Genomic DNA, 21,972 nt, shown 5'->3' on the forward strand with positions numbered 1-21,972 from the left:
ATGAAACGTGCGTTGAGTTTAATGGGCATGGTCTTCGCCACCGTACTGGCCGGCACGCAGGCCGCCAGTGCGACCGAGTACCCGCTGCCGCCGCCGGACAGCCGTCTGATCGGCGAAAACACCACTTATACCGTGCCAAACGACGGCCGTCCGCTGGAGGCGATCGCCGCCGACTACAAGATTGGCCTGCTGGGCATGCTGGAAGCCAACCCCGGCACCGACCCGTTCCTGCCTAAGCCAGGCACGGTGCTGACCATTCCGACCCAAATGCTGCTGCCCGACACCAAGCGTGAAGGGATCATCGTCAACCTGGCCGAGCTGCGTCTTTACTACTTCCCGAAAGGCGAGAATAAAGTAATCGTCTATCCGATCGGCATCGGCCAGACCGGGATGCATACGCCGCTGGAGGTGACCTCCATCAGCCAGAAGATCCCTAACCCGACCTGGACGCCAACCGCCAACATCCGCAAGCGCTATCAGTCCCAGGGCGTGACGCTGCCGGCGGTGGTGCCGGCCGGCCCTGAGAACCCGATGGGGCTGTTCGCCCTGCGTCTGGCGATGGGCCGCGGTGAATACCTGATCCACGGCACCAACGCCAACTTCGGCATCGGCATGCGCGTCAGCTCCGGCTGTATTCGTCTGCGCCCGACCGATATCGAGGCGCTGTTCAATATGGTGCCGCGCGGCACGCGGGTGCAGGTGATCAACGATCCGGTGAAGGTTTCGGTCGAACCGGACGGCAAACGCTATGTTGAAGTGCACCAGCCGCTGTCGCGGGTAGAAAGCGACGATCCGCAGACCATGCCGATCACGCTGTCGAAAGCCGAGAAAGCCTTCGTTGCGGATGGGCAAACCGATCGCGCCATGTTCGATAGCGCGGTTGTACGCCGCTCTGGCATGCCGGTGTTGGTTAACGTGGGGGAGAACCCGTCTGAGGTGAGTTTAACGCCTGCAGCGGCTCCTGCGACGAATAAGAGCCCATTCAAGGGTGCGCCTATCAGTTCGGTGAACTAAGTTTGCGGGATTGAGCGGTCGAAGAGGGGTTCAGCGTGCTGAACCTCTTTTTTTTGCCTGCGGCGGGGGAAGGTTCAGGCCTGCGAGCAGGCAAAAAAAAACGGCGCACAATGTGCGCCGTTTTCAATAACCAAAGCTATCTTACTTTTTGTAAGCGTGAGCTTGGTTGTCCAGACGCTGGTTAGCGCGTGCTGCGTCGTCTTTAGCAGCTTGAACGTCAGAACGCATTGCGTTCACGTCGTTGCTCAGCTGATCAACTTTAGCGTTCAGAGTCTGAACGTCAGAAGACAGTTGATCGATTTTAGCGTTGCTAGAGCAGCCAGCCAGCAGAGTGGAACCCAGGATTACCGCGCCCAGTACCAGTTTAGTACGATTCATTATAACACCCTCTAGATTGAGTTAATCTCCATGTAGCGTTACAAGTATTACACAAACTTTTTTCGAAAGAGAATAATTTTTTAGTCTTGAGGTGCTTTATTTTGATCGTTCGCTCAAACTTGCATCTGGTTTTACAAATTAGTTAAAAAAACGAGGGAAAACAGCCGGCTTCCATGGGACAACTCCGATTTGTTATTAGCTAAATAATGAGCGATTCGCAGTTGCGTTTTGAGAAAAATAGGTTACTGCCGATAAAAAAAACGCCGCAAAGCGGCGTTTTGATCAAGGCAATTATGTCACGTTTTATATTACAGCACGTGCACCGAGGCGGTGTTGGTGGTGCCGCTCGGCACCAGCGCGCCGGAAACCATCACCACGACGTCGCCTTTCTGCGCCAGGCCGCTGGCCAGCGCGGCTTCTTTACCGATGCGGTAGAAGTCGTCGGTGGAGGCGATTTCCTTGACCATCTGCGGGATGACGCCCTTGCTCAGCACCAGCTGATGCGCGGTGGTCTGGTTGGTGGTCAGCGCCAGGATCACTGCGTTAGGGAAGTATTTACGCACGGATTTCGCTGATTTGCCGCCGCTGGTGGCGACGACGATCAGTGGCGCGTCCAGTTTCTCGGCGGTTTCAACCGCGCCGCGGCACACCGCTTCGGTGATGCGCAGCTTGCGGCGATCGTTCAGGGTGTCGATGCGGCTTGGCATCACGCGATCGGTGCGCTCGCAGATGGTCGCCATGATGTTGACCGCTTCCAGCGGGTATTTGCCCTTGGCGCTCTCGCCGGACAGCATGACGGCGTCGGTGCCGTCCAGGATGGCGTTGGCGACGTCGCCGGCTTCCGCACGGGTAGGGCGCGGGTTCTTGATCATGGAATCGAGCATCTGGGTGGCGGTGATCACCACTTTACGCGCACGGTTGCATTTTTCGATCATCATCTTCTGGGCGAAGATCACTTCTTCTACCGGGATCTCCACGCCCAGATCGCCACGGGCAACCATGATGCCGTCTGACGCTTCGAGGATTTCGTCGAAGTTGTTCAGGCCTTCCTGGTTTTCGATCTTGGAGATGATCTGGATCTGCTCGCCGCCGTGGGCTTTCAGGTGCTCGCGGATCTCCAGCACGTCAGAGCGTTTACGGATGAAGGACGCCGCCACGAAGTCGACGCCTTGCTCGCAGCCGAAGATCAGGTCGCGTTTGTCTTTCTCGGCCAGCGCAGGCAGCTGGATGGACACGCCCGGCAGGTTAACGCCTTTGTTCTCGCCCAGATCGCCGTTGTTCAGCACCTTACAGATGACTTCGTTCTCGGTCACGTTGGTGACTTCCATACCGATCAGGCCGTCGTCAACCAGCACGGTGTTGCCGATCTTCAGGTCGGCGGCGAAGCCGGCGTAGGTGACCGCCACGCGCTCGCTGTTGCCGATCACGCTCTGGTCAGTGGTGAAGGTGAAGGTTTGGCCGGCGACCAGTGAGGCGTCTTTGCCGCCTTCCAGCTTCATGGTGCGAATTTCCGGGCCTTTGGTATCCAGCAGGATGCCGGCGTTGATACCGGTTTTCGCCATCACGGCGCGCATGTTTTTGATGCGGTTGCCGTGCTCTTCATAGTCGCCGTGAGAGAAGTTGAGACGCATCACGTTCATGCCCGCATTGAGCAGGTTGGTCAGCATTTCTTCCGATTCGGTTTTTGGACCGATGGTACAAACAATTTTGGTCTTTTTCATGGCGGAGTTTTCTACAAGTTGTGATGGATAAAAAAACGAATTTGACCGGCGCGGTTGACGCCGGTAGGGAATTTGGGCCGTGCCTGGTGGTGAAAAACATAGTTAAGGATAGGTGACGACAGTTGAAGTGGGGCGGAAAAATTCAGCCCGCGCGGGGGCGCGAGGAGGCTGCGCAACGGGGTAAGATCAAATCGTGTTGTTATTGCGTTTTCGCAGATCAAGGGCTGAAACCATTCAACTGATAGACGTTGCGCATTATAAAGGCTAAGCGGCGGGAAACAAAATAAAAAACCGCGGCGGCGCGGCGGATATGTCAAAACGCGGGCAAATGTGGCGCAAATGCAACAGGTTGCGGGCCGCTTGTTGCGCAAATAACCTTGCTGTAAATACGGCTTAGCGCGTTTGCGGGATTTCCAGCAGCACGCCGGCGCTCAGGCAGAAGCAGCCGCTGGCGACGTTGGCCGGCAGGGTCAGGCTCTCGCCGGCCCGCACCACTCGCGTGTCGCCGCCGAGCGTGAACTCGAATTCACCGGACATCACTCGGGTTTGCAGCGCGTGCGGGGGCTTTTGCAGTTGGCCAAAGGCGCCGGCCTCGAACCGCACTTCCGCCGCCGGCGCACCGTCGCTCATCACGCCTTCCCGGCGGGCAAGGCCATTTTCGAGCGGTAAAAAGGCAGTTTTGGCGGTGAAAGTGGTCATGTGGCGTTCCTGATAGCTGATGGCGGTGGCGCGACGCGAACGACATGAAAGACTCGGGCGGTCGGGCAGAGACGAAACAATGAGAAGTATAACGCGACAGGGGGAGAGATGAATCAGCAATATGGTGCGTCCGAGTGGACTCGAACCACCGACCCCCACCATGTCAAGGTGGTGCTCTAACCAACTGAGCTACGGACGCACTGCACTGCTTCTGAAATTTGGTGCGTCCGAGTGGACTCGAACCACCGACCCCCACCATGTCAAGGTGGTGCTCTAACCAACTGAGCTACGGACGCACTGTACTGCTTCAGGAATTTGGTGCGTCCGAGTGGACTCGAACCACCGACCCCCACCATGTCAAGGTGGTGCTCTAACCAACTGAGCTACGGACGCATCTTTTCCTGTCTGTCATGGCTGACAGCGGGGACGAATATTAACGAGCTACCCGCGCGCTGGCAAGGGGAAAAGCGCAATTTTATTCGGTATTTCACGCGATTGCTGAGGTTGTGCGCAGTCCGGCGTTTTTTTCCGCAAACCGCAGCCCGACCGGGGAGGAAACCGGCCGGGCTGTGGGTTCAGCGTGTGGATCGCTGCAGGATGACGGTGGTCGGCTGTTTCTGCAGCCAGCGCATGCGCAGCGCCATCATGATGGCGGCGAAGGTCAGACCGATGATAAAGCCGATCCAGAAGCCGCTCGGCCCCATCGCCGGCACCACCACATCGGTCAGCGCCAGCAGATAGCCGCTCGGCAGGCCCAATACCCAATAAGCGATGAAGGTGATGAAAAAGATCGCGCGGGTATCTTTATAGCCGCGCAGCACGCCGCTGCCGATCACCTGAACAGAATCCGAGATTTGGTACAGCGCCGCCAGCAGCATCAGCTGCGAAGCCATCGCCACCACCGCCGGGCTGTCGTTGTACAGCAGGGCGATAGGCTCGCGGAAGGTGGCGGTAAACAGCGCGGTGCAGACGGCCATGGTGATGCCGACGCCGATGGCGGAGTAAGCGGCGACGCGCGCGCCTTCGACCGAACCTTCCCCCAGACGGTAACCGACGCGAATGGTGGCGCCGACGCCCAGCGACAGCGGCAGCACGAACATCAGCGCGCTGAAGTTAAGCGCGATCTGGTGGCCGGCGACCGCGACGATACCCAGCGGCGAAACCAGCAGCGCCACCACGGCGAACAGCGTGACTTCGAAGAACAGCGCCAGCGCCACCGGCATGCCGATGCCGATCAGGCGCTTCAGCGCCGCCCAGTCCGGGCCGCCGAGATCGCCGGCCTGGCGTTTGATGTCGCGCTGCGACGGCGCACGCTTCACGTACCAGCGCATCATCAGGAACATGATCCAGTAGACGCTGCCGGTGGCGACGCCGCAGCCGACGCCGCCCAACTCCGGCATGCCGAACTTGCCGTAGATGAAAATGTAGTTGATCGGGATATTCACCAACAGGCCGAGGAAGCCGATCACCATGCCGGGCTTGGTTTTGGACAGCCCTTCGCACTGGTTGCGCATCACCTGGAAGAACAGGTAGCCCGGCGCACCCCACATGATGGCGTGCAGGTAGCCGACGGCCTTGTCCGCCAGCTGCGGATCGATGTTGTGCATCATGTCGATGACGAACTTGCAGTTATACAGCACGACGATCAACAGCAGCGAGACGCCGGAGGCCAGCCAGAAGCCCTGACGCACCTGGTGGGCGATGCGATCGCGCCGCCCGGCGCCGTTGAGCTGGGCGATAACCGGGGTCAGCGCCAGCAGCAGGCCGTGGCCGAACAGAATGGCCGGCAGCCAGATCGAGGTGCCGACCGCGACAGCCGCCATGTCGGTGGCGCTGTAAGCGCCGGCCATGATGGTATCGACCACGCCCATGGCGGTTTGCGATATTTGCGCGATGATGACCGGGATAGCGAGAGCCAATAAACTACGCGCTTCAATTAAGTACTTCTGCACGCATACACCTTTCTATTTATATATGTGGGAGGGAGGGCTGCCGCGAGAGGACAACAATTAAAATAGCGGAATTTTGTCAAAAAGATTGTACCTGCTCGGCGTCGTTAAGCAAACGCCGCAGATAAATAGTTATTAAATGCGCAGGCAGCCGATTTTTGCCGCTGCGGATTTGGTTTTCCGCGCCAACTGGGGCAAACTGCCGGAAGCGTTTTAACCTATTTAGCAAGAAGAGGCACATATGTTCACCGGTATCGTACAAGGCACCGCGCCGCTGGTCGCCATTGATGAGAAACCCAATTTCCGCACCCATGTGATCGAGATGCCTGCAGAACTGCTGCCGGGGCTGGAGCTGGGCGCGTCGGTGGCCCATAACGGCTGCTGTCTGACCGTGACCGCGGTGGAAGGCAACCGCGTCAGCTTCGATTTGATCAAGGAAACGCTGCGCCTGACCAACCTTGGCGATTTGGCGCTGGGCGACATCGTTAATATTGAGCGCGCGGCGAAATTCAATGATGAAATTGGCGGGCATTTGATGTCCGGCCATATTATCTGCACGGCGGAAGTGGCCAAAATTTATACGTCGGAAAATAATCGCCAGGTATGGCTGCGCATGCCGAACGCGGAATTGATGAAATATGTGCTGCACAAAGGCTTCATCGGCATCGACGGCATTAGCCTGACCATCGGCGAAGTGGTGAATAACCGTTTCTGCGTGCACCTGATCCCGGAAACGCTGGATCGCACCACGCTGGGTAAAAAACGCCTGGGCGACAAGGTGAACATCGAGATCGATCCGCAAACCCAGGCGGTGGTGGACACCGTCGAGCGCGTGTTGGCCAATCGCGAAGCGACGCTGGCAGCGGCGATGGCGCCGGCGCACAAAGACTGACCGCGATTCTGGCGTTGCCGCCCGAATCGAATCATAAGCAGAGAGGAGAAACGCGTGAAGTTTTATGGGAAAACGTTGTTGTTAACCGCGTTGTTGGCGCTGAGCGCCTGCAGCAGTTCACCTGAGCAGGGCGCCGGCGCGCAAATGGCCGATGCGGACGATACCTGCGGCGCTTCGCAGTATCAAAACTACGTCGGCAAGCCGATGACTTCGCTGGAAGGCGTACGGATCGAATCCAAAGTGCGAGCCATTCCGTATAACTCCGCCGTTACCATGGATTTCAACCTGCGCCGTCTGAACTTCCTTGGCGATAGCAACGATAAAATTATTCGCGTTTACTGCGGTTAACCCGCAGGGTCCGAAAGCGCAAAAAAAAGCCCCGGCGATGTTGTTGCCGGGGCTTTTTTTATCGGGAAAGCGTTCAGCGGGAGACGCGAATCCCGCCTTCAACGCCTTTCGGGCTGAACACCACCTGCCAGAGCTGCAGATCGCGCGCCCGGAACGCACCGGCGCAGGCGTTCAGGTAATAACTGAACATCCGCTCGAAGCGCTCGGAATAGCGCTCGGCGAGCTGTGGCCACGCCTGTTTGAAACGCTCGAACCAGGCCATCAGCGTGCGGTCGTAATCGGCGCCGATGTTGTGCCAATCTTCCATCACGAAGTGGCCTTCGCTGGCCTCGGCGATATGGCTCACCGACGGCAGACAGCCGTTCGGGAAGATATATTTGTTGATCCACGGATCGACGTTCATGTCGGTCTTGTTGGAGCCGATGGTGTGCAGCAGGAACAGCCCGTGCGGCACCAGATTGCGCTCTACCACGTTGAAATAGGTGCGGTAGTTTTTCGGCCCGACGTGCTCGAACATGCCGACCGAGACGATGCGATCGAACTGCTGATGCAGGTCGCGGTAATCCTGCAGCAGGATCTGCACATCGAGTCCGGCGCAGCGCGCCTGAGCCAGCTTCTGCTGTTCGGCGGAAATGGTCACGCCAACCACCGACACGCCGTAGTTTTTCGCCGCGTAGGCGGAGAGGCCGCCCCAACCGCAGCCGATGTCCAGCAAGCGCATGCCCGGCTGCAGCTGCAGTTTCTCGCAGATCATCCGCAGTTTCGCTTCCTGCGCCTCTTCCAGCGTGGTGGCGTCTTTCCAGTAGCCGCAGGAATATTGCATGTAAGGATCGAGCATCAGGGTAAACAGATCGTTGCCGAGATCGTAATGCTCTTTGCCGACGATCCAGGCGCGCTTTTTCGATTGCAGATTGGTCAGGCGCGCGGCGGCGATACGCAGGGTATCTTTCAGGTGGTGGGGGAGTTTTTTCTCCAGCCCGGCGCTGACCACGCGCTGGAAGAACATATCCAGCCGCTCACACTCCCACCAGCCGTCCATATAGCTTTCGCCCAGGCCCAACGAGCCTTGCTGCAACACGCGTTTAAAGAATTCGGGGTTTTTAACCTGAATATCGAAGGGGCGCGAACCGTTGATTTCAATGCCGGCCAGGCCGAGCATTTCATGCGCGATACGGTACCACTGATTGTCCTGGATACTCAGATCTTCTATACACGATGAACTCATAGCTTCTCCATCACCTTCTTCTGACTGATGACCCGTTAGGAAACAGCTTAGACAATTTCTGCGGGTGCATACGTTTACCGGCGGAAAATAGGCCCGCGGCGTCTGATATCCGACTATGAACAGAGGAAATTTTAAGAAGCTACCCGGCACAAATGGCGCGAGATGAACGCATCCTTAAAAAGAGTGTGACGCAAGACGCGTACACAAGCGCTAATTGAGATATAAAGATTATAAGGTGTTACTTTAAAAGGTTGTTTTTGAGTATAGGCGTGCCGAGGCGTCGACTCAACTGTAAATCGCACTCGGCACGCATATTCTTTAAGTGATTATTAAGTTTGGCAATTATGACGCTGAGTTAGCATGTTCCCGCTGCGCCTTTTGCTGCGCATCGGCCGTTTTCCCCCGCTGCAGGAAATACCCCAGCGCGGCCAGAATCACCGTAGACACCATTACCGTCACCGTCGCCAACAGCGGCTGGGCAATAAACGCCGATACCAGCATGCTCGCCACAAAACACAGCCCCAGCTGCAGCGTATTTTGCAGCGCGGCGGCTTTGCCGCTGCTTTCCGGGAACGGCATCAACGCATTCGCCACCATGATCGGGTAGCCAGCGCCATTGACCAGCGCCATCACGCAGAATGGAATCAGCAGCGTGGTGAGCGTCGGAGAGGTCAGCGTCGCCACCAGATACAGCGCCACCATGCTGACACCATAAGCTACCAGCAGCCACGGCAGCAGAGTTTTGCCATTGATGCGCTTGAGCGCGGCGCGGCAGCCGTAGCCGCCCAGCAGGAAGGCCAGCGTTTGCGGCACATAGCTCAGACCGATGTCGCTCGGGCTATAGCCCATATCGCCGAGGATGAACGGCGAACCGGTCAGCCAGGCGAAGAAACCGGCCGAGCAGGCGGCGTACATCGCGACGTTGCCGCTGAACACCGGAGATTTCAACAGTTGCCAGAAGCTGACGCCGTTTTTCGGCGCGTCGGCGGCGGGTTGCGTTTTGGCGCGCTCTTTGAGCATCAACGTCGGCAGCAGCAGCAGCGCGGTGATCACCAACAGCGCGGCGAAGATCGCCCGCCAGCTGGCGTGGTTCAGCAGCCAGGCGCCAAGCAGCGGGGCCAACGCCGGTGACAGCGCCACCAGCGGCATTATGGTGGCGAACACGCGATTGGCCTGACCTTCACGATAACGGTCGACCACCAGCGCTTGCCAGATGGCGGTGGCGGAACAGACGCCGACCGCCTGAATAAAGCGCAGGATCCACAGCTGCAGGGCGTTTTCCACCCACAGCATGCCGAGGCAGCCGAGGGCGAACAGCGTCAGGCCAATCAATAATACCGGTTTACGCCCCAGGCGATCGGAGAGCGGCCCCCACAGCAGCTGCGCGAAGGCGAAGCCGGCCAGGAAGATGCTCAGGCTGGCGCTCACGGCGCCGGCGGAGATTTGCAGTTCTTCGCGCATGGCGCCGAAGGCAGGCAGATACATATCGGTCGCCAGATAACCCAACATGCTCAGGCCGGCGAGGTAGAACATAAAGCCAAAAGAATTTCGCATGGTATTTCTCGTTAATATTTTAGTATCGCAGGTTTTTAGCGCCGGCCAGTGTATCCGGCTGGATCTCTGCTTGTGAAACGGTAATATTTGCAAAGTGCTGTTAAAAAAATTGAAGGCAAAGCGATGTGGTCTGAATATTCACTTGAAGTCGTCGACGCGGTAGCGCGCACCGGCAGTTTCAGCGCGGCGGCGCAGGAGCTGCACCGGGTGCCGTCGGCGGTGAGTTATACCGTGCGGCAGCTGGAGCAATGGCTGGCGGTGCCGCTGTTTGAGCGGCGTCACCGCGATGTGGAGCTGACGCCGGCCGGTGCGTTGTTTATCAAGGATGCGCGAGCTGTTATCAAAAAAATGCTCGACACCCGCCGGCACTGTCAGCAGGTGGCCAACGGTTGGCGCGGTCAGCTGAATATCGCGGTGGATATCATCGTCAAACCGCAGCGCAGCCGCCAGCTGGTGCTGGATTTCTACCGCCATTTCCCCGACGTCGAGTTGATGCTGCAACCCGAGGTGTTCAACGGCGTCTGGGATGCGCTGGCGGACGGCAGGGCGGACATGGCGATCGGCGCCACGCGTGCGGTGCCGGTCGGCGGCGGTTTTGCCTTCCGCGACATGGGCTATATGAACTGGCTGTGCGTAGTCAGCCCGCAACACCCGCTGGCGCAGCTGGCGGGGCCGCTGCATGACGATCAGTTGCGGCCGTACCCTTCGCTTTGTCTGGAGGACACCTCGCGCAATTTGCCCAAGCGCGTCACCTGGACGCTGGATAACCAGCGGCGGCTGGTGGTGCCGGACTGGACGTCGGCGCTCGACTGTTTGTGCGCCGGGCTGTGCGTCGGCATGATGCCGGCACATCGGGCGCTGCCGCTGGTGCAGCGCGGTGAGCTGAAGGCGTTGCAGCTGCAGCAGCCGTTTCCCGCCAGCCCTTGCTGCCTGACCTGGCAGCAGGATAAACCGTCACCGGCGATGAGTTGGCTACTGGCGTATCTGGGCGATGGGGAGACGCTGAATCAGGAGTGGCTGAGCGAGGCGGCGCCGGAAGCCGTGCAGGCTTCCGGCTCAGGGGATTAGCGGCGGTAGTCGATGAACGGGCCATCGGCGACCGAGCGGCGTTCGATCAGCTTCGGATGCACTTCGATCACCTGCGACTCTTCGCGCTTGCTGATGATGCGATCCAGCAGCATGGTGAAGGCCATTTCGCCCAGGCGTTCTTTCGGCTGATGAATGGTGGTCAGCGCCGGGGTGAAGTAGCGGGCGTTGCGCACGTTGTCGTAGCCGATTACGGAAATATCCTGCGGCACCCGCAGCCCCAGCTCGTCGGCGGCGCAGATGGCGCCCATCGCCATGATGTCACCGCCGCAGAATACTGCGGTCGGCCGCTGTTTTTGCGACAGGATCTGGTGCATCGCCTTGTAACCGGATTCCGGCTCGAAGTCGCCCTGTACGATCCACTCTTCGCGAATGTCGATCTGCGCTTCCTGCAGCGCTTTCATAAAGCCCTGATGGCGGCCGCCGCCGGTGTTGCGCGACAGCTGGCCCGGGATGGCGCCGATATCGCGGTGGCCGCGTTCGATCAGATAACGGCCGGCGAGATAGCCGCCTTCGAAGGCGTTATCGATGATGGTGTCGGTGAAGTCGCCGCGCGCCGCACCCCAGTCCATCACCACCATCGGGATGTTACGGTAGTCTTCCAGCATGCCCAGCAGCTGATCCGGGTATTCGGAACACATCACCAGCAGGCCGTCGACGCGCTTTTGCGCCAGCATCGCCAGGTAGGCGCGCTGTTTGTCCAGGTTGTTGTGCGAGTTGCACAGGATCAGGGTGTAGCCTTTGCTGTAGCAACTGTTTTCCACCGCTTCGATCACTTCGGCGAAGTAGGGGGCTTCACTCGAGGTGGCCAGCAGGCCGATCGACTTGGTGTGATTGACTTTCAGGCTGCGCGCCACGGCGCTCGGCGAGTAGTGCAGTTCTTTGATGGCGGCCCACACGGCCGCTTTGGTCTCTTCGGCGACGAAACGAGTCTTATTGATGACGTGCGAAACGGTGGTGGTGGAAACGCCCGCGCGTTTGGCCACATCTTTAATCGTTGCCATGTAAGGAATGACTCCTGAACTCACATGTTTACAGCATGTAAGTGTGATGTTAATCGTTTGCCTACGTAGATCCTTCTCCAGAGAAGCGAAAACTGAGTTTTTAGTGTGTTGAAGTCTTCAGCGCTTAATCAGGAGGGGCATGGATGCCGGTACGCAGTTGTGAACTGCGAATTTTGTCGCATATTGAGCAAAAGTGGAAGAGGTAATCGATATTATAAACCGGGAAATGATAACAAGATTTTATCGGCGAACTGTGGGAAAATGATTTGACGTACTAATTGTACGCCTTTTATCCTTAGGAAAGCCCATTTTAAAGGAGTTGTCATGGATACCGAATTGAAGATGTCGCTGTTCACCACCGTTTGCGCGCTGGCGGTCATTATCGCTTTCAGCTTCGTTGCCGCGTTGAACTGATTTCCCCCCGGCGCTAAAAAAGGCGCAGCCTGGCTGCGCCTCGTCACATCAGAAACCTGTGCTTACGCCAGGTTTTCCGCTGCGAAGGTCCAGTTGACCAACGCCCAGAAGTTTTCCAGGTATTTTGGACGCGCATTGCGGTAATCGATGTAATACGCGTGTTCCCACACGTCAACGGTCAGCAGCGGTTTGTCTTCACCGGTCAGCGGGGTTGCCGCGTTAGAGGTGTTGACGATCGCCAGCGCGCCGTCCGGTTTTTTCACCAGCCAGGTCCAGCCGGCGCCGAAGTTTTTCACGGCGGCATCGGTGAACTGCTCTTTGAACGCAGCGAAAGAGCCGAAGGACTTGACGATCGCCGCCGCCAGTTCGCCCTGCGGTTCACCGCCGCCCTGTGGCGACAGGCAGTGCCAGTAGAAGGTGTGGTTCCACACCTGCGCGGCGTTGTTGAACACGCCGCCGTTAGAGGTCTTGATGATCTCTTCGAGCGATTTGCCCTCGAACTCGCTGCCTTTCACCAGGTTGTTCAGGTTAACCACGTAGGTGTTGTGGTGTTTGCCGTAGTGGTATTCCAGGGTTTCGGCGGAGATGTGCGGCTCGAGCGCGTTTTTCTCATACGGTAATACAGGTAATTCAAACGACATTGCTTCCTCCTTTACAGCGCCATGTGCTTCCCGCCGGGGCGGGAACCGGATGGGCCGTTTTTTATTGTGGTCATTCAATCTTAACAATTTTCACCATAAAAAACAGGAGGAAAAGCGAGAAATGCGCGTGGGGAAGTGCGATGGGCGATAGCTTGAGCAGGCGGTTGCGACCGGGGCCGCAACCGCGCAGAGCGGGAAATTAACGAATGGTTTTCGGCGTCACTACGCGGCGTGCGCCGATGTAGTGGTTCTGCCAATAGTCGTTGTCGAGCTGGCTGATGCGGATCTCTTCGCCGGTGCGTGGCGACTGGATGAATTTGCCGTTGCCGAGGTAGACGCCGACGTGGTCCGCCACGCCGCGGTTGTTGATGCGGAAGAACACCAGATCGCCGCTTTCCAGCTCGCTTTTCTTGATCGGCGCCGCGTCACGCAGGTGATACATCTCGTTGGCGGTGCGCGGCATCTTGATTTTCACCACGTCTTTATAGGCGTAATAGATGAGGCCGCTGCAGTCGAAGCCGGTGCGCGGCGAGCTGCCGCCCCAGCGGTAAGGTTTGCCCATCTGGCCCATCAGCTTGGCCATCGCGGTCTGTTTGGCGTGCTGGTAGCGTTTCTTGTGCGCCGGGCTGAGTTTCAACGGCTTTTCTTCACGCGCCAGCTTGGCGGTGGCCATGCCGGCTTCGCGGTGGCGGCCATAGCCTTTTTTGTAGCCCTTTTTCGGCGGGGTGACTTTAATCTTGGCGGTTTTCTGCGCTTTGGCCTTGGGTTTGGCGCTGACGATCTTTTTCGCGCTTTTCTCGCTTTTGGCCTTGGCGGTCTTGGTTTTTTTCTCGGGAGCCGTCACTTTGGCTTTCTTGGCGGCTTTATCCGCTTTCTTTTTTCTGCGGTCATCGGGCCGCGCTTCATTGGCATGGCTTTTACGCTGCTCGGCGGCAATACGCGCCTGTGGCGCAGCGTGCGCCAAATTGAAGAAGAGCTGCGTAAACAGCAGCGCAAAGAGCGTAAGAATTAAACGCATGTCGACGTCACCAACCTTGGCCCCGAAACGGATATCGAAAGAGTTACAGTATTCCCGAATTTCGCCATATAAAACAGCGAAGAACTCAGAAATAATAATCCATATTGTGAGAAAACGTTAATGACATTTTTTTTGGTTTAAAATCAGCCTGTTGGTGTATGAAAAAACGTCAACCCATGGCGGATGGGATAATTAATCCGCGCCGTCGTCGCGGCGCAATATATTAGTGAAATGGTCGGATTAAAAATGTTATTCTCAACGTATGTTTTGACCGGAATGACGTGGCCGGTGAAACGCGATCGGCGGCGGGTGAATATCCTTGCAAAAGATGGCGTTTTCTTGCGACTGTTCCAGCCGCTACAATAGAGCGCGTGATGCATGTTGTAGCCATGAAATGTGGCTTGAGGAAGCAATAAATGACGACGACAATTGAAAAAATTCAGCACCAGATCGCTGAAAACCCGATTCTGCTGTACATGAAAGGCTCGCCAAAGCTGCCGAGCTGCGGCTTCTCCGCACAGGCTGTGCAAGCGCTGTCCGCCTGCGGCGAGCGTTTCGCCTACGTGGATATTCTGCAGAACCCGGACATCCGCGCCGAGCTGCCAAAATACGCCAACTGGCCGACTTTCCCGCAGCTGTGGGTTGACGGTGAGCTGGTCGGCGGTTGCGATATCATCATCGAAATGTATCAGCGCGGCGAGCTCCAGCAGCTGATCAAAGAGACGGCTGAAAAGTATAAAGCGCAGGAAGACCAGCAGTCTTAATCGACAGGCTTGCGGTTATCGCGTAACGGGCGGCGCCAGTGCAAACTGGGCCGCCTTTTTCATTGGTTTTATTCGGCGAGATCGGCGGCGGGCAGCGGCCAGCCGCCGAGGCGTTTCCAGCGGTTAACCAGCTCACAAAACAGCAGGGCGGTTTGCTCGGTGTCGTACAGCGCGGAGTGCGCCTGGCTGCTGTCGAACGGCATGCCGGCGGCGATGCAGGCTTTGGCCAGCACCGTTTGGCCCAGCACCAGGCCGCTCAGCGCCGCGGTGTCGAAGGTGGCGAACGGATGGAACGGGTTGCGCTTCAGCCCGGCGCGTTCTGCCGCGGCCATCAGGAAGCTGTGATCGAAGTTGGCGTTGTGCGCGACGATAATGGCCCGGTTACAACCGCGATCCTTGAGCCCTTTGCGCACCGCTTTGAAAATGGCGTGCAACGCGTCATATTCGCTGACTGCGCCGCGTAGCGGGTTGTGCGGATCGATGCCGTTAAACGCCAGCGCCTCCGGCTGCAGGTTGGCGCCCTCGAAAGGCTCCACGTGGAAGTGCAGGGTTTCGTCCTGCTGCAGCCAGCCGTCTTCATCCATTTTCAGCGTCACGGCGGCGATTTCCAGCAACGCATCGGTATTGGCGTTGAACCCGGCGGTTTCAACATCTATTACTACGGGATAAAACCCACGAAAACGACCACTCAGGGCGTTAAGATCACTTTTCTCGGCCATCAGTTTCTTATCTTCATCGAATGCAGCGCGCATTATGGCAAATTTTGCGCCCGGTTGCAGGCGCTATCGCGCGGAGAATCAGCAGGGCGCGGGGCGCCCTGAAGGGGAGGCTTAGTGGCCGAGGCCCTGACCGGCGTGTTTGTTTTCGATCAGCTCGATTTTGTAACCGTCCGGATCTTCGACGAAGGCGATCACCGTGGTGCCGCCCTTCACCGGACCGGCCTCGCGGGTGACCTTGCCGCCGGCGCGACGGATGCTGTCGCAGGTGGCGGCGACGTCGTCCACGCCCAGCGCCAGGTGGCCGAAGGCGGTGCCCATGTCGTAGCTGTCGGTGCCCCAGTTATAGGTCAGTTCGATAACCGCGCCTTCGCTCTCTTCCGTATAGCCGACGAAAGCCAGCGAGTATTTGTACTCCGGGTTCTCACTGGTGCGCAGCAGGCGCATGCCTAATACCTTGGTGTAGAAGTCGATGGCGCGTTGCAGGTCACCGACGCGGATCATGGTATGGAGTAAGCGCATAATTCCTCTGAATTAACTGTGCCGTGGCAGACGGCGGGTGGATTGAAGCACAAGCGAGTATAGCCTTGTCCCGCAAGGAAATTCAATGTAACGACTGAGTGACAATGTCACATGTTGTCGTCATGCCGGTGATGCCTAATTATTGATCGAGCGTGCCGATCGATACGAAGTAATTGATCTGCACAATCAATTATCAATCCTGCGTGCAACCGTGTAAAAATTAAACGGCAGTATAAACAACACCAGGGAACAGCGGCCCGCCTTGTGCGGGCCTTTTTGCAAGCGGCGCATAAAAAAACGGCCATGCGCTTGCGTGGCCGTTGGGCGTCAGGACGGGTTACTTCGCCAGAAACGGATAGTCGGTATAGCCTTCGGCACCGCCGCCGTAGAAGCTTTCCGGCTTAGGTTCGTTCAGTGGTGCGTGCTGACGGAAACGCTCGACCAGATCCGGGTTGGCGATATAGCTGCGGCCGAAGGCTACCGCGTCGATGAAACCTTTTTCGATCAGCGCTTCGGCTTTTTCGGCGGTGTAGGCGCCGGCGCCGACGATCACCCCTTTAAAGTGGGCGCGCACCGAGTCGCGGAAGGCGTCGGAATACGGTTTGCCGCCTGCCCAGTCCGGTTCGGAGATGTGCAGGTAGGCGATGTTGCGCTTGTTCAGCTCTTCCACCAGGTACAGCGCCGCTTCCTCCTGATCTTCCCCATTGTCCAGACCGTTGAACGGCCCCAGCGGCGAGATGCGGATGCCAATATGTTCGGAACCCCATTCGGCGACCGCCGCGTCGACCACTTCCAGCGTCAGGCGGGTGCGATTCTCGATGCTGCCGCCGTATTGATCGGTACGTTGGTTGGAGGCAGGGGACATGAACTGGTGCAGCAGATAGCCGTGGGCCGCATGCAGTTCGATGAAGTCGAAGCCGGCCTCGCGCGCGTTGGCGGTTGCCTGACGAAAATCGTTGACGATACCCGGGATCTCGCGGGTTTCCAGCGCACGCGGCGTGGAGGTTGGTACGCGCACCCAGGCGCCGGTTTCATCGCGTACGGTGGTGCGCGATTCGGCGTTGATCGCCGAAGGGGCGACCGGCGCTTGTCCGCCCGGCTGCAGGCTGTCGTGGGAGATGCGCCCTACGTGCCACAGCTGCACGGCGATGTGGCCGTTTTTGTCATGCACCGCCTGCGTGATGTTTTTCCATGCGGCGATCTGTTCCGGAGTGTGCAGGCCCGGCGCACCGGCGTAGCCTTTCGCCTGGAAAGAAACCTGCGTCGCTTCGGTCACGATCAGGCCGGCGCTGGCGCGCTGCGCATAGTATTCCGCCATCAGCGGCGTAGGAATGTCGCCCGGTTCGATGCTGCGCAGACGCGTCAGCGGAGCCATAAACACGCGGTTGGGCAGGGTGACGGCGCCAACTTTCAGCGGAGAGAGCAATTTTTCAGTCTTCATAGTGCATCCTGTATTTAATAGACCGGTCGTCTAGTAATGGGCGATAAAAAAAACACGAACTGCATTTTTCAATAAAAAGAGATTGTTACCGTTACGGCTGCGGCGAGCGCAGCAGCAACTCGATGCTTTCCAGCGCGCTGGTCAACGGCGCCAACGAGCGACGGATCTTGGCGCGCAGCGAGGCGCCTAGCCACAGTGAATACAACGTCTCCGCAGTCGCCGCCGGGCTCATGGCTACCGACAGCGAGCCCTCGGCAATACCGCGCTCAATAGCCGCCTGCAGGTGGCCAATCACGCGAGCGGTCCCGATTTCCAGGGCATGACGCATCGGTTCCGACAGATCGCTCACCTCGGCGGAAAGCTTCACCGCCAGGCAGGCGTTGTGGCACTCGCTGCGGCAATGGTAGCTGATGGCCTGGGCGTAATAGCCGAGCAGCTGGTGGCGGGCATCGCCGCGTTCGTCGGCGAACAGCGCCTGCATTTGCGCGTCATAGTGCGTGAAATAGCGTTGTAGCATCGCTTCGCCGAAGGCTTCCTTCGAGCGAAAATAGTGGTAGAACGAGCCTTTCGGCACGCCCGCGGTGGCCAGCAGCTCGCTCAGCCCCATGCCGGTAAAGCCAAGGCGCAGGCTGAGAGTTTCGCCGGTGGCGAGCAGATGTTCACGTGTGTCCACGTTGCAATGCGTTGATTTGGTCATCATGGTGCCGAGCATAATAGACCGATTGGTCTAGGTCAATGGGAATAAAAAAACCGGCGCACAAAACGCCGGTTGTCTGTAAACCATTGTGCCTCAGCGGCACGAGGAAGTTAAGCGCTTACGCCGCGCTGCGGCAACGCTGCAGGATATCCAACCGGGACTGATATTCGCGGGTTTGTACGTTCAGCATGCCCAGCAGGGTGTGGAACAGGTTATCCTGCGAAACCTCGTCTTGTTCCGCCAGCGCGTTCAGGCACTGGCGATCGATGCCGAAGTTGCGTTGATAATCTGCGGACATCCACATCAGGAAAGGCACGTGAGTTTGCTGACTCGGCGCGAAGACATAAGGCGTGCCGTGCAGATACATGCCGTTTTCACCCAGCGATTCGCCGTGATCGGACAAGTAAACCAGTGCGGTATTGAACCTATCGTCATACTGCTGCAGCAGCTTGACGGTGGCATCGAGCATCGCGTCGGTATACAGAATCGAGTTGTCGTAGGTGTTCACCAGCTGTTCATGGCTGCAATCCTGAATCTGATTGCTGTTGCAGGTCGGCGTAAACGTCTGGAACTCTGGCGTGCTGCGACGGTAATAAGCGGGTCCGTGGCTGCCCATCTGATGCAGCACGATCACGCCGTCGTCTTTCAGGCTACTGATGTAGTCGTTCAGCTTGTACAGCAGCGCGTTGTCCATGCACACCTCGCCGTCACAGTCCTGCGGCAGTTTCAGCTTGGTCATGTCGATGTGCGGCACCCGGTCGCAAGCGCCTTTGCAGCCGCCGTCGTTATCGCGCCACAGCACGTTGACGCCGGCGTGCGCCAGCACGTCGAGCATGCCTTCCTGGTGCGCCGCCAGAGTCGCGTCGTACTCTCTGCGCGGCATGTTGGAGAACATGCAGGGCACGGAGATCGCCGTCTCGGTACCGCATGAGCTGGCGTTCTTGAAGTAGACCACGTCGTCCTGCTTCAGGCGCGGGTTGGTTTCGCGCGCGTAGCCGCCGAGGGAGAAGTTTTCGGCGCGGGCGGTTTCGCCTACCACCAGGATCACCAGCGTTTTCTTGGCCTGCCCGGCGATCAGCGGCCCTTTGCGCGCGTCTTCTCCGATTTTGACCAACGGCAGATTGCGGGTGAAGTAACGCTGTTCGGTGAACTTGATAGAGCCGGCGACGAAGTTGGAAGGCGTCAACATTTTCACCACGCTTTTATTGTTGCGGATCAGCGAAGCGTAGTCTTTGTAGAACAGGGCGGCGACGATCAGGATCACCACCAACGACAGCATGACGTTGGCGGCGCGCAGCCCGACCATATACCACCAGGGGCGAGTCTGGCGAATATGGGTGAAGCAGACCGCCAGCGCCGGCAGAATGCCGAGCAGCGCCAGCCACACCCCCATGCGCGGCGTCAGCAGCGCCGTCGCTTCCTGGGTATTGGTTTCGAAGGCGTTTTGCATCATGTTGCCGTCGATCACTACGCCATAGCTGTACATGAAATAGTTGGCTGCGGCGCTGCCGAGCAAGAAAAAGACGATCAGCGGCTTGCGCAGATAGGGCACGGTCAACACGCTGAAGATGATATTCAGCGCACAAAAGATCACCACCGGCATGCTGGCGGCGAAAATCACGCTGTGGACGCTATCGAAGGCGATATACGACCAGGCGCGATGCAGGAATAACGCGTTTTGAAACAGAGTGAAGAACAGGGCGGTGGCGAGGATAAAACCGAGGCTGTTGCACTGTAAGCGTTGACGTAACCACATTGCCAAATCTGGATCCTGAGAGTAGATAATGCCTTGAAATCTACCGGATGAAACTTAAGAAAACCTTAGAAATTCAGAATACTGGCGGCGGTGAACGCGGGGAAAACGCCAGGCCGGGCGGCCTGGCGGCGAGACGGTTTAGTAGGCGGCGGTGAACTGCGCGCGAATAAACTGAGGTTTTTCAATCTCATCAACGATAGCGACCGCCAAATCTTCCACCGAAATGCTGGCCGGTGCTTCGCCGTTCATCAGCAACTGCGTGGTGCCGAGGCGGAACTGACCGGTGCGTTTGCCCGGTTCCAGCAGGGCGGCCGGCGAGAGATAGGTCCAGTCGAGCGCCGATTCGTTGCGCAGTTTGTTGCGCAGATCGCGTACCGCCTGAGCGCCAGGGCGAATTTCTTCCGGGAACTGCGGCGTATCCACCAGTTCAACCCCCGGCGCCACTTCCAGGCTGCCGGCGCCGCCGACCACCAGCAGGCGCTTGGCGCCGGCCTGTTCGACCGCGGTGAGGATCTGCTGGGCGCCGCGGACGGTTTTCTCATACAGGTGGTCTTCGCCCCAGCCGGGGTTGTAGGCGCTGATCACCGCATCCTGACCGCGCAACTGTCCCGCCAGCCAGGCGGTATCGGCGACGTCGCCCAGCGCGACGGTCAGATGGGCGTGCTCCGGCAAATCTTTGTTCTGGCGGGCGATCGCCGTCACCTGAATGCCGCGAGCCAGCGCTTCATCCACCACGCGGCGGCCAACAAAACCGGTTGCTCCAATAATGGCTACTTTCATCTGCATGCTCCTTCGGGGATGGGTCAATATCGTGAGGCAGGCCAGTGTGCCTGCTGCGTGGGTTCTACTCTAGCCCTTAACAATAGCCGTGATTAGTGCCATATTCATGCTTTCTTGATTAAGTAAAACTTCCTAATCGTGGATAAACTCAATCGAATGGCAGTATTCGCCACCGTAGTGGCGGAGGGATCGCTGGCCGGCGCCGCGCGGCGGCTGGGCATGACGCCGTCGGCGGTCAGCCAGCACATGCGCTCGCTGGAGAAGGCGCTTGGGGTGCCGCTGCTGCACCGTTCCACCCGTCGTCTGGCGCTGACCGAGGCGGGGGCGGCGTTTTACCCCGGCTGCGAGGCGATGTTGCAACAGGCGCAGCAGGCGGAGCAGCGGTTGGCCGAGCTGCGGGATACGCTGGTGGGCGAGCTGCGCATCGCTACCCCGGTAGGCATCGGCGGCCGCTCGCTGGCGGAGGCGTTGTCGCCGCTGTTGCAGGCGCATCCCAAGCTGACGCTACGGGTGCTGGCGGACGATCGCATCGTCGATATGATAGAACAGCGGGTCGACATTGCGCTGCGAGCCAATCGTCAACTGGCGGACGCCAATATGATCGCCCACCCGCTGACAGAATGGCCGATGGTGCTGTGCGCCGCGCCCCGTTATCTCAGCCAGCATGGGGTGCCGGAAAGGCCGCAGGATTTGGTGCAGCACCGCTGGATCTCCAGCGGCTACAGCGGGGCGCACCTGGACTTGCTGCATCAGTCCGGGCAGCAGGTCAAGCTGCGGCTGGCAGAAGGGCAGATCGTCAGCGAGAGCATGAACGTGATGCGCGCCTTTACCCGCGCCGGGCTAGGGATTTCCGTTCAGCCGCTGTATGAAATCGGCGACGAGTTGCAGCGCGGCGAGCTGCTGTTGCTGCTGCCGGAATGGCGGCCTGCGCCGCTCCGCTTGCACGCGCTGACCCTCGAACGCACCATGCCGGAGAAAAGTCGCCAGGCGCTGCGCTATTTGCGCGACTATTTTCGCCGCAATGGCGAAAAGGGACTTGCCAGCGGCGGCGATGGCGTCTTCAATTAGCAAGAGAATGCAGGAGGCCCCGTGGCGCAGCAGCTTGAATTTTTCGACATCCCCAGCCCGTGTCGCGGCATTTGCCAGGCCGACGATCGCGGTTTCTGCCGTGGCTGCCTGCGCAGCCGCGAGGAGCGCTTCGGCTGGATGAGTATGAGCGACGCGCAAAAGCGCGAGGTGCTGCGCCTGTGCCGTCAACGCTTCCTGCGCCTGCAGCGCGCCAATAAAGCCCCCGATGAGCCGTTGCCGGAACAGCCTTCGTTGTTTTAACCTTTCCTGATCTGCCGCACGTTC

General features: G+C 58.6%; 23 protein-coding genes and 3 tRNA genes. 8 read left to right on the plus strand and 18 right to left on the minus strand.

What is annotated here, in order from left to right; all coding sequences use genetic code 11:
- On the plus strand, positions 1–1,014 hold the full coding sequence (locus ATE40_RS07785; protein WP_063919358.1) for a L,D-transpeptidase family protein: 1,014 nt from the start codon (positions 1–3) through the stop codon (positions 1,012–1,014).
- Between the two features lie 141 nt (positions 1,015–1,155).
- Here the strand turns inward: ATE40_RS07785 and ATE40_RS07790 are convergent, their stop codons facing one another.
- The 7 genes from ATE40_RS07790 to ATE40_RS07820 all read right to left on the minus strand — a co-directional run bounded on the left by ATE40_RS07790 (position 1,156) and on the right by ATE40_RS07820 (position 5,764).
- Positions 1,156–1,392 (minus strand): major outer membrane lipoprotein, encoded by a 237-nt coding sequence (locus tag ATE40_RS07790; RefSeq protein WP_004931354.1) that lies wholly within the window; start codon positions 1,390–1,392, stop codon positions 1,156–1,158.
- Between the two features lie 308 nt (positions 1,393–1,700).
- Entirely contained in the window at positions 1,701–3,113 is a 1,413-nt protein-coding gene (gene pykF, locus ATE40_RS07795) for a pyruvate kinase PykF (RefSeq protein WP_063919359.1), read from the minus strand.
- A gap of 393 nt (positions 3,114–3,506) precedes the next feature.
- Positions 3,507–3,812 carry a cupin domain-containing protein gene (locus tag ATE40_RS07800; RefSeq protein ID WP_019455996.1) on the minus strand — a complete coding sequence of 102 codons (306 nt, stop codon included), beginning with the start codon at positions 3,810–3,812 and terminating at the stop codon, positions 3,507–3,509.
- 122 nt (positions 3,813–3,934) lie between these two features.
- Positions 3,935–4,011: transfer RNA gene (locus ATE40_RS07805), tRNA-Val, on the minus strand.
- Between the two features lie 20 nt (positions 4,012–4,031).
- A tRNA-Val gene (locus ATE40_RS07810) sits at positions 4,032–4,108 on the minus strand.
- Between the two features lie 20 nt (positions 4,109–4,128).
- A tRNA-Val gene (locus ATE40_RS07815) sits at positions 4,129–4,205 on the minus strand.
- A gap of 182 nt (positions 4,206–4,387) precedes the next feature.
- Positions 4,388–5,764: an MATE family efflux transporter gene (locus ATE40_RS07820; RefSeq protein WP_063919360.1), complete on the minus strand. Its 1,377-nt coding sequence runs from the start codon at positions 5,762–5,764 to the stop codon at positions 4,388–4,390.
- Positions 5,765–6,002: 238 nt separating this feature from the next.
- On the opposite strand from ATE40_RS07820, the gene ATE40_RS07825 reads away from it, so the two are divergent.
- Together ATE40_RS07825 and ATE40_RS07830 are read left to right on the plus strand one after the other, a co-directional pair.
- Positions 6,003–6,653 carry a riboflavin synthase gene (locus ATE40_RS07825; RefSeq protein ID WP_016927930.1) on the plus strand — a complete coding sequence of 217 codons (651 nt, stop codon included), beginning with the start codon at positions 6,003–6,005 and terminating at the stop codon, positions 6,651–6,653.
- Positions 6,654–6,707: 54 nt separating this feature from the next.
- Positions 6,708–7,001, plus strand: a complete 294-nt coding sequence (locus ATE40_RS07830) for an I78 family peptidase inhibitor (RefSeq protein ID WP_063919361.1) — start codon at positions 6,708–6,710, stop codon at positions 6,999–7,001.
- A 73-nt stretch (positions 7,002–7,074) separates the two neighbouring features.
- Here the strand turns inward: ATE40_RS07830 and cfa are convergent, their stop codons facing one another.
- Together cfa and punC are read right to left on the minus strand one after the other, a co-directional pair.
- Complete coding sequence (gene cfa / locus ATE40_RS07835) at positions 7,075–8,226, minus strand: cyclopropane fatty acyl phospholipid synthase (protein ID WP_019455993.1); 1,152 nt, start codon at positions 8,224–8,226, stop codon at positions 7,075–7,077.
- A 342-nt stretch (positions 8,227–8,568) separates the two neighbouring features.
- Positions 8,569–9,780 carry a purine nucleoside transporter PunC gene (punC, locus tag ATE40_RS07840; RefSeq protein ID WP_063919362.1) on the minus strand — a complete coding sequence of 404 codons (1,212 nt, stop codon included), beginning with the start codon at positions 9,778–9,780 and terminating at the stop codon, positions 8,569–8,571.
- A 123-nt stretch (positions 9,781–9,903) separates the two neighbouring features.
- On the opposite strand from punC, the gene punR reads away from it, so the two are divergent.
- Entirely contained in the window at positions 9,904–10,848 is a 945-nt protein-coding gene (gene punR / locus ATE40_RS07845; RefSeq protein WP_019455991.1) for a DNA-binding transcriptional activator PunR, read from the plus strand.
- On the opposite strand, the gene purR is transcribed toward punR, so the two are convergent.
- Complete coding sequence (gene purR / locus ATE40_RS07850; protein ID WP_063919363.1) at positions 10,845–11,870, minus strand: HTH-type transcriptional repressor PurR; 1,026 nt, start codon at positions 11,868–11,870, stop codon at positions 10,845–10,847. The genes punR and purR overlap by 4 nt on opposite strands.
- A 324-nt stretch (positions 11,871–12,194) precedes the next feature.
- Between purR and cydH the strand changes: the two genes are divergently transcribed.
- Positions 12,195–12,284: a cytochrome bd-I oxidase subunit CydH gene (cydH, locus tag ATE40_RS24635; RefSeq protein ID WP_019455989.1), complete on the plus strand. Its 90-nt coding sequence runs from the start codon at positions 12,195–12,197 to the stop codon at positions 12,282–12,284.
- 62 nt (positions 12,285–12,346) lie between these two features.
- On the opposite strand, the gene sodB is transcribed toward cydH, so the two are convergent.
- On the minus strand, positions 12,347–12,925 hold the full coding sequence (gene sodB, locus ATE40_RS07855; protein ID WP_063919364.1) for a superoxide dismutase [Fe]: 579 nt from the start codon (positions 12,923–12,925) through the stop codon (positions 12,347–12,349).
- A 199-nt stretch (positions 12,926–13,124) separates the two neighbouring features.
- Positions 13,125–13,943 carry a C40 family peptidase gene (locus ATE40_RS07860; protein ID WP_019455988.1) on the minus strand — a complete coding sequence of 273 codons (819 nt, stop codon included), beginning with the start codon at positions 13,941–13,943 and terminating at the stop codon, positions 13,125–13,127.
- 416 nt (positions 13,944–14,359) lie between these two features.
- On the opposite strand from ATE40_RS07860, the gene ATE40_RS07865 reads away from it, so the two are divergent.
- Positions 14,360–14,707: a Grx4 family monothiol glutaredoxin gene (locus ATE40_RS07865; protein WP_019455987.1), complete on the plus strand. Its 348-nt coding sequence runs from the start codon at positions 14,360–14,362 to the stop codon at positions 14,705–14,707.
- Between the two features lie 68 nt (positions 14,708–14,775).
- On the opposite strand, the gene rnt is transcribed toward ATE40_RS07865, so the two are convergent.
- The 6 genes from rnt to ATE40_RS07895 form a co-directional block, all read right to left on the minus strand.
- On the minus strand, positions 14,776–15,459 hold the full coding sequence (gene rnt, locus ATE40_RS07870) for a ribonuclease T (protein WP_019455986.1): 684 nt from the start codon (positions 15,457–15,459) through the stop codon (positions 14,776–14,778).
- Between the two features lie 78 nt (positions 15,460–15,537).
- Entirely contained in the window at positions 15,538–15,945 is a 408-nt protein-coding gene (gene gloA, locus ATE40_RS07875) for a lactoylglutathione lyase (protein ID WP_004931325.1), read from the minus strand.
- 337 nt (positions 15,946–16,282) lie between these two features.
- Entirely contained in the window at positions 16,283–17,386 is a 1,104-nt protein-coding gene (gene nemA, locus ATE40_RS07880; protein WP_019455985.1) for an alkene reductase, read from the minus strand.
- 91 nt (positions 17,387–17,477) lie between these two features.
- On the minus strand, positions 17,478–18,098 hold the full coding sequence (locus tag ATE40_RS07885) for a TetR/AcrR family transcriptional regulator (protein ID WP_019455984.1): 621 nt from the start codon (positions 18,096–18,098) through the stop codon (positions 17,478–17,480).
- A 103-nt stretch (positions 18,099–18,201) separates the two neighbouring features.
- Complete coding sequence (eptA, locus tag ATE40_RS07890) at positions 18,202–19,839, minus strand: phosphoethanolamine transferase EptA (RefSeq protein WP_063919365.1); 1,638 nt, start codon at positions 19,837–19,839, stop codon at positions 18,202–18,204.
- A gap of 138 nt (positions 19,840–19,977) precedes the next feature.
- On the minus strand, positions 19,978–20,619 hold the full coding sequence (locus ATE40_RS07895) for an NAD(P)-dependent oxidoreductase (RefSeq protein WP_063919366.1): 642 nt from the start codon (positions 20,617–20,619) through the stop codon (positions 19,978–19,980).
- Between the two features lie 138 nt (positions 20,620–20,757).
- Here ATE40_RS07895 and ATE40_RS07900 point away from each other — a divergent pair, with 138 nt between their 5' ends.
- Together ATE40_RS07900 and ATE40_RS07905 are read left to right on the plus strand one after the other, a co-directional pair.
- On the plus strand, positions 20,758–21,687 hold the full coding sequence (locus ATE40_RS07900; protein WP_025159706.1) for a LysR substrate-binding domain-containing protein: 930 nt from the start codon (positions 20,758–20,760) through the stop codon (positions 21,685–21,687).
- Positions 21,688–21,708: 21 nt separating this feature from the next.
- The gene (locus tag ATE40_RS07905) at positions 21,709–21,948 is read left to right on the plus strand and encodes a DUF1289 domain-containing protein (protein ID WP_019455980.1); all 240 of its coding nucleotides are present in this window, start codon (positions 21,709–21,711) and stop codon (positions 21,946–21,948) included.
- Positions 21,949–21,972: the final 24 nt, after the last annotated feature.

The sequence above is a fragment of the Serratia surfactantfaciens genome, from assembly GCF_001642805.2.
GTDB lineage: Bacteria > Pseudomonadota > Gammaproteobacteria > Enterobacterales > Enterobacteriaceae > Serratia > Serratia surfactantfaciens.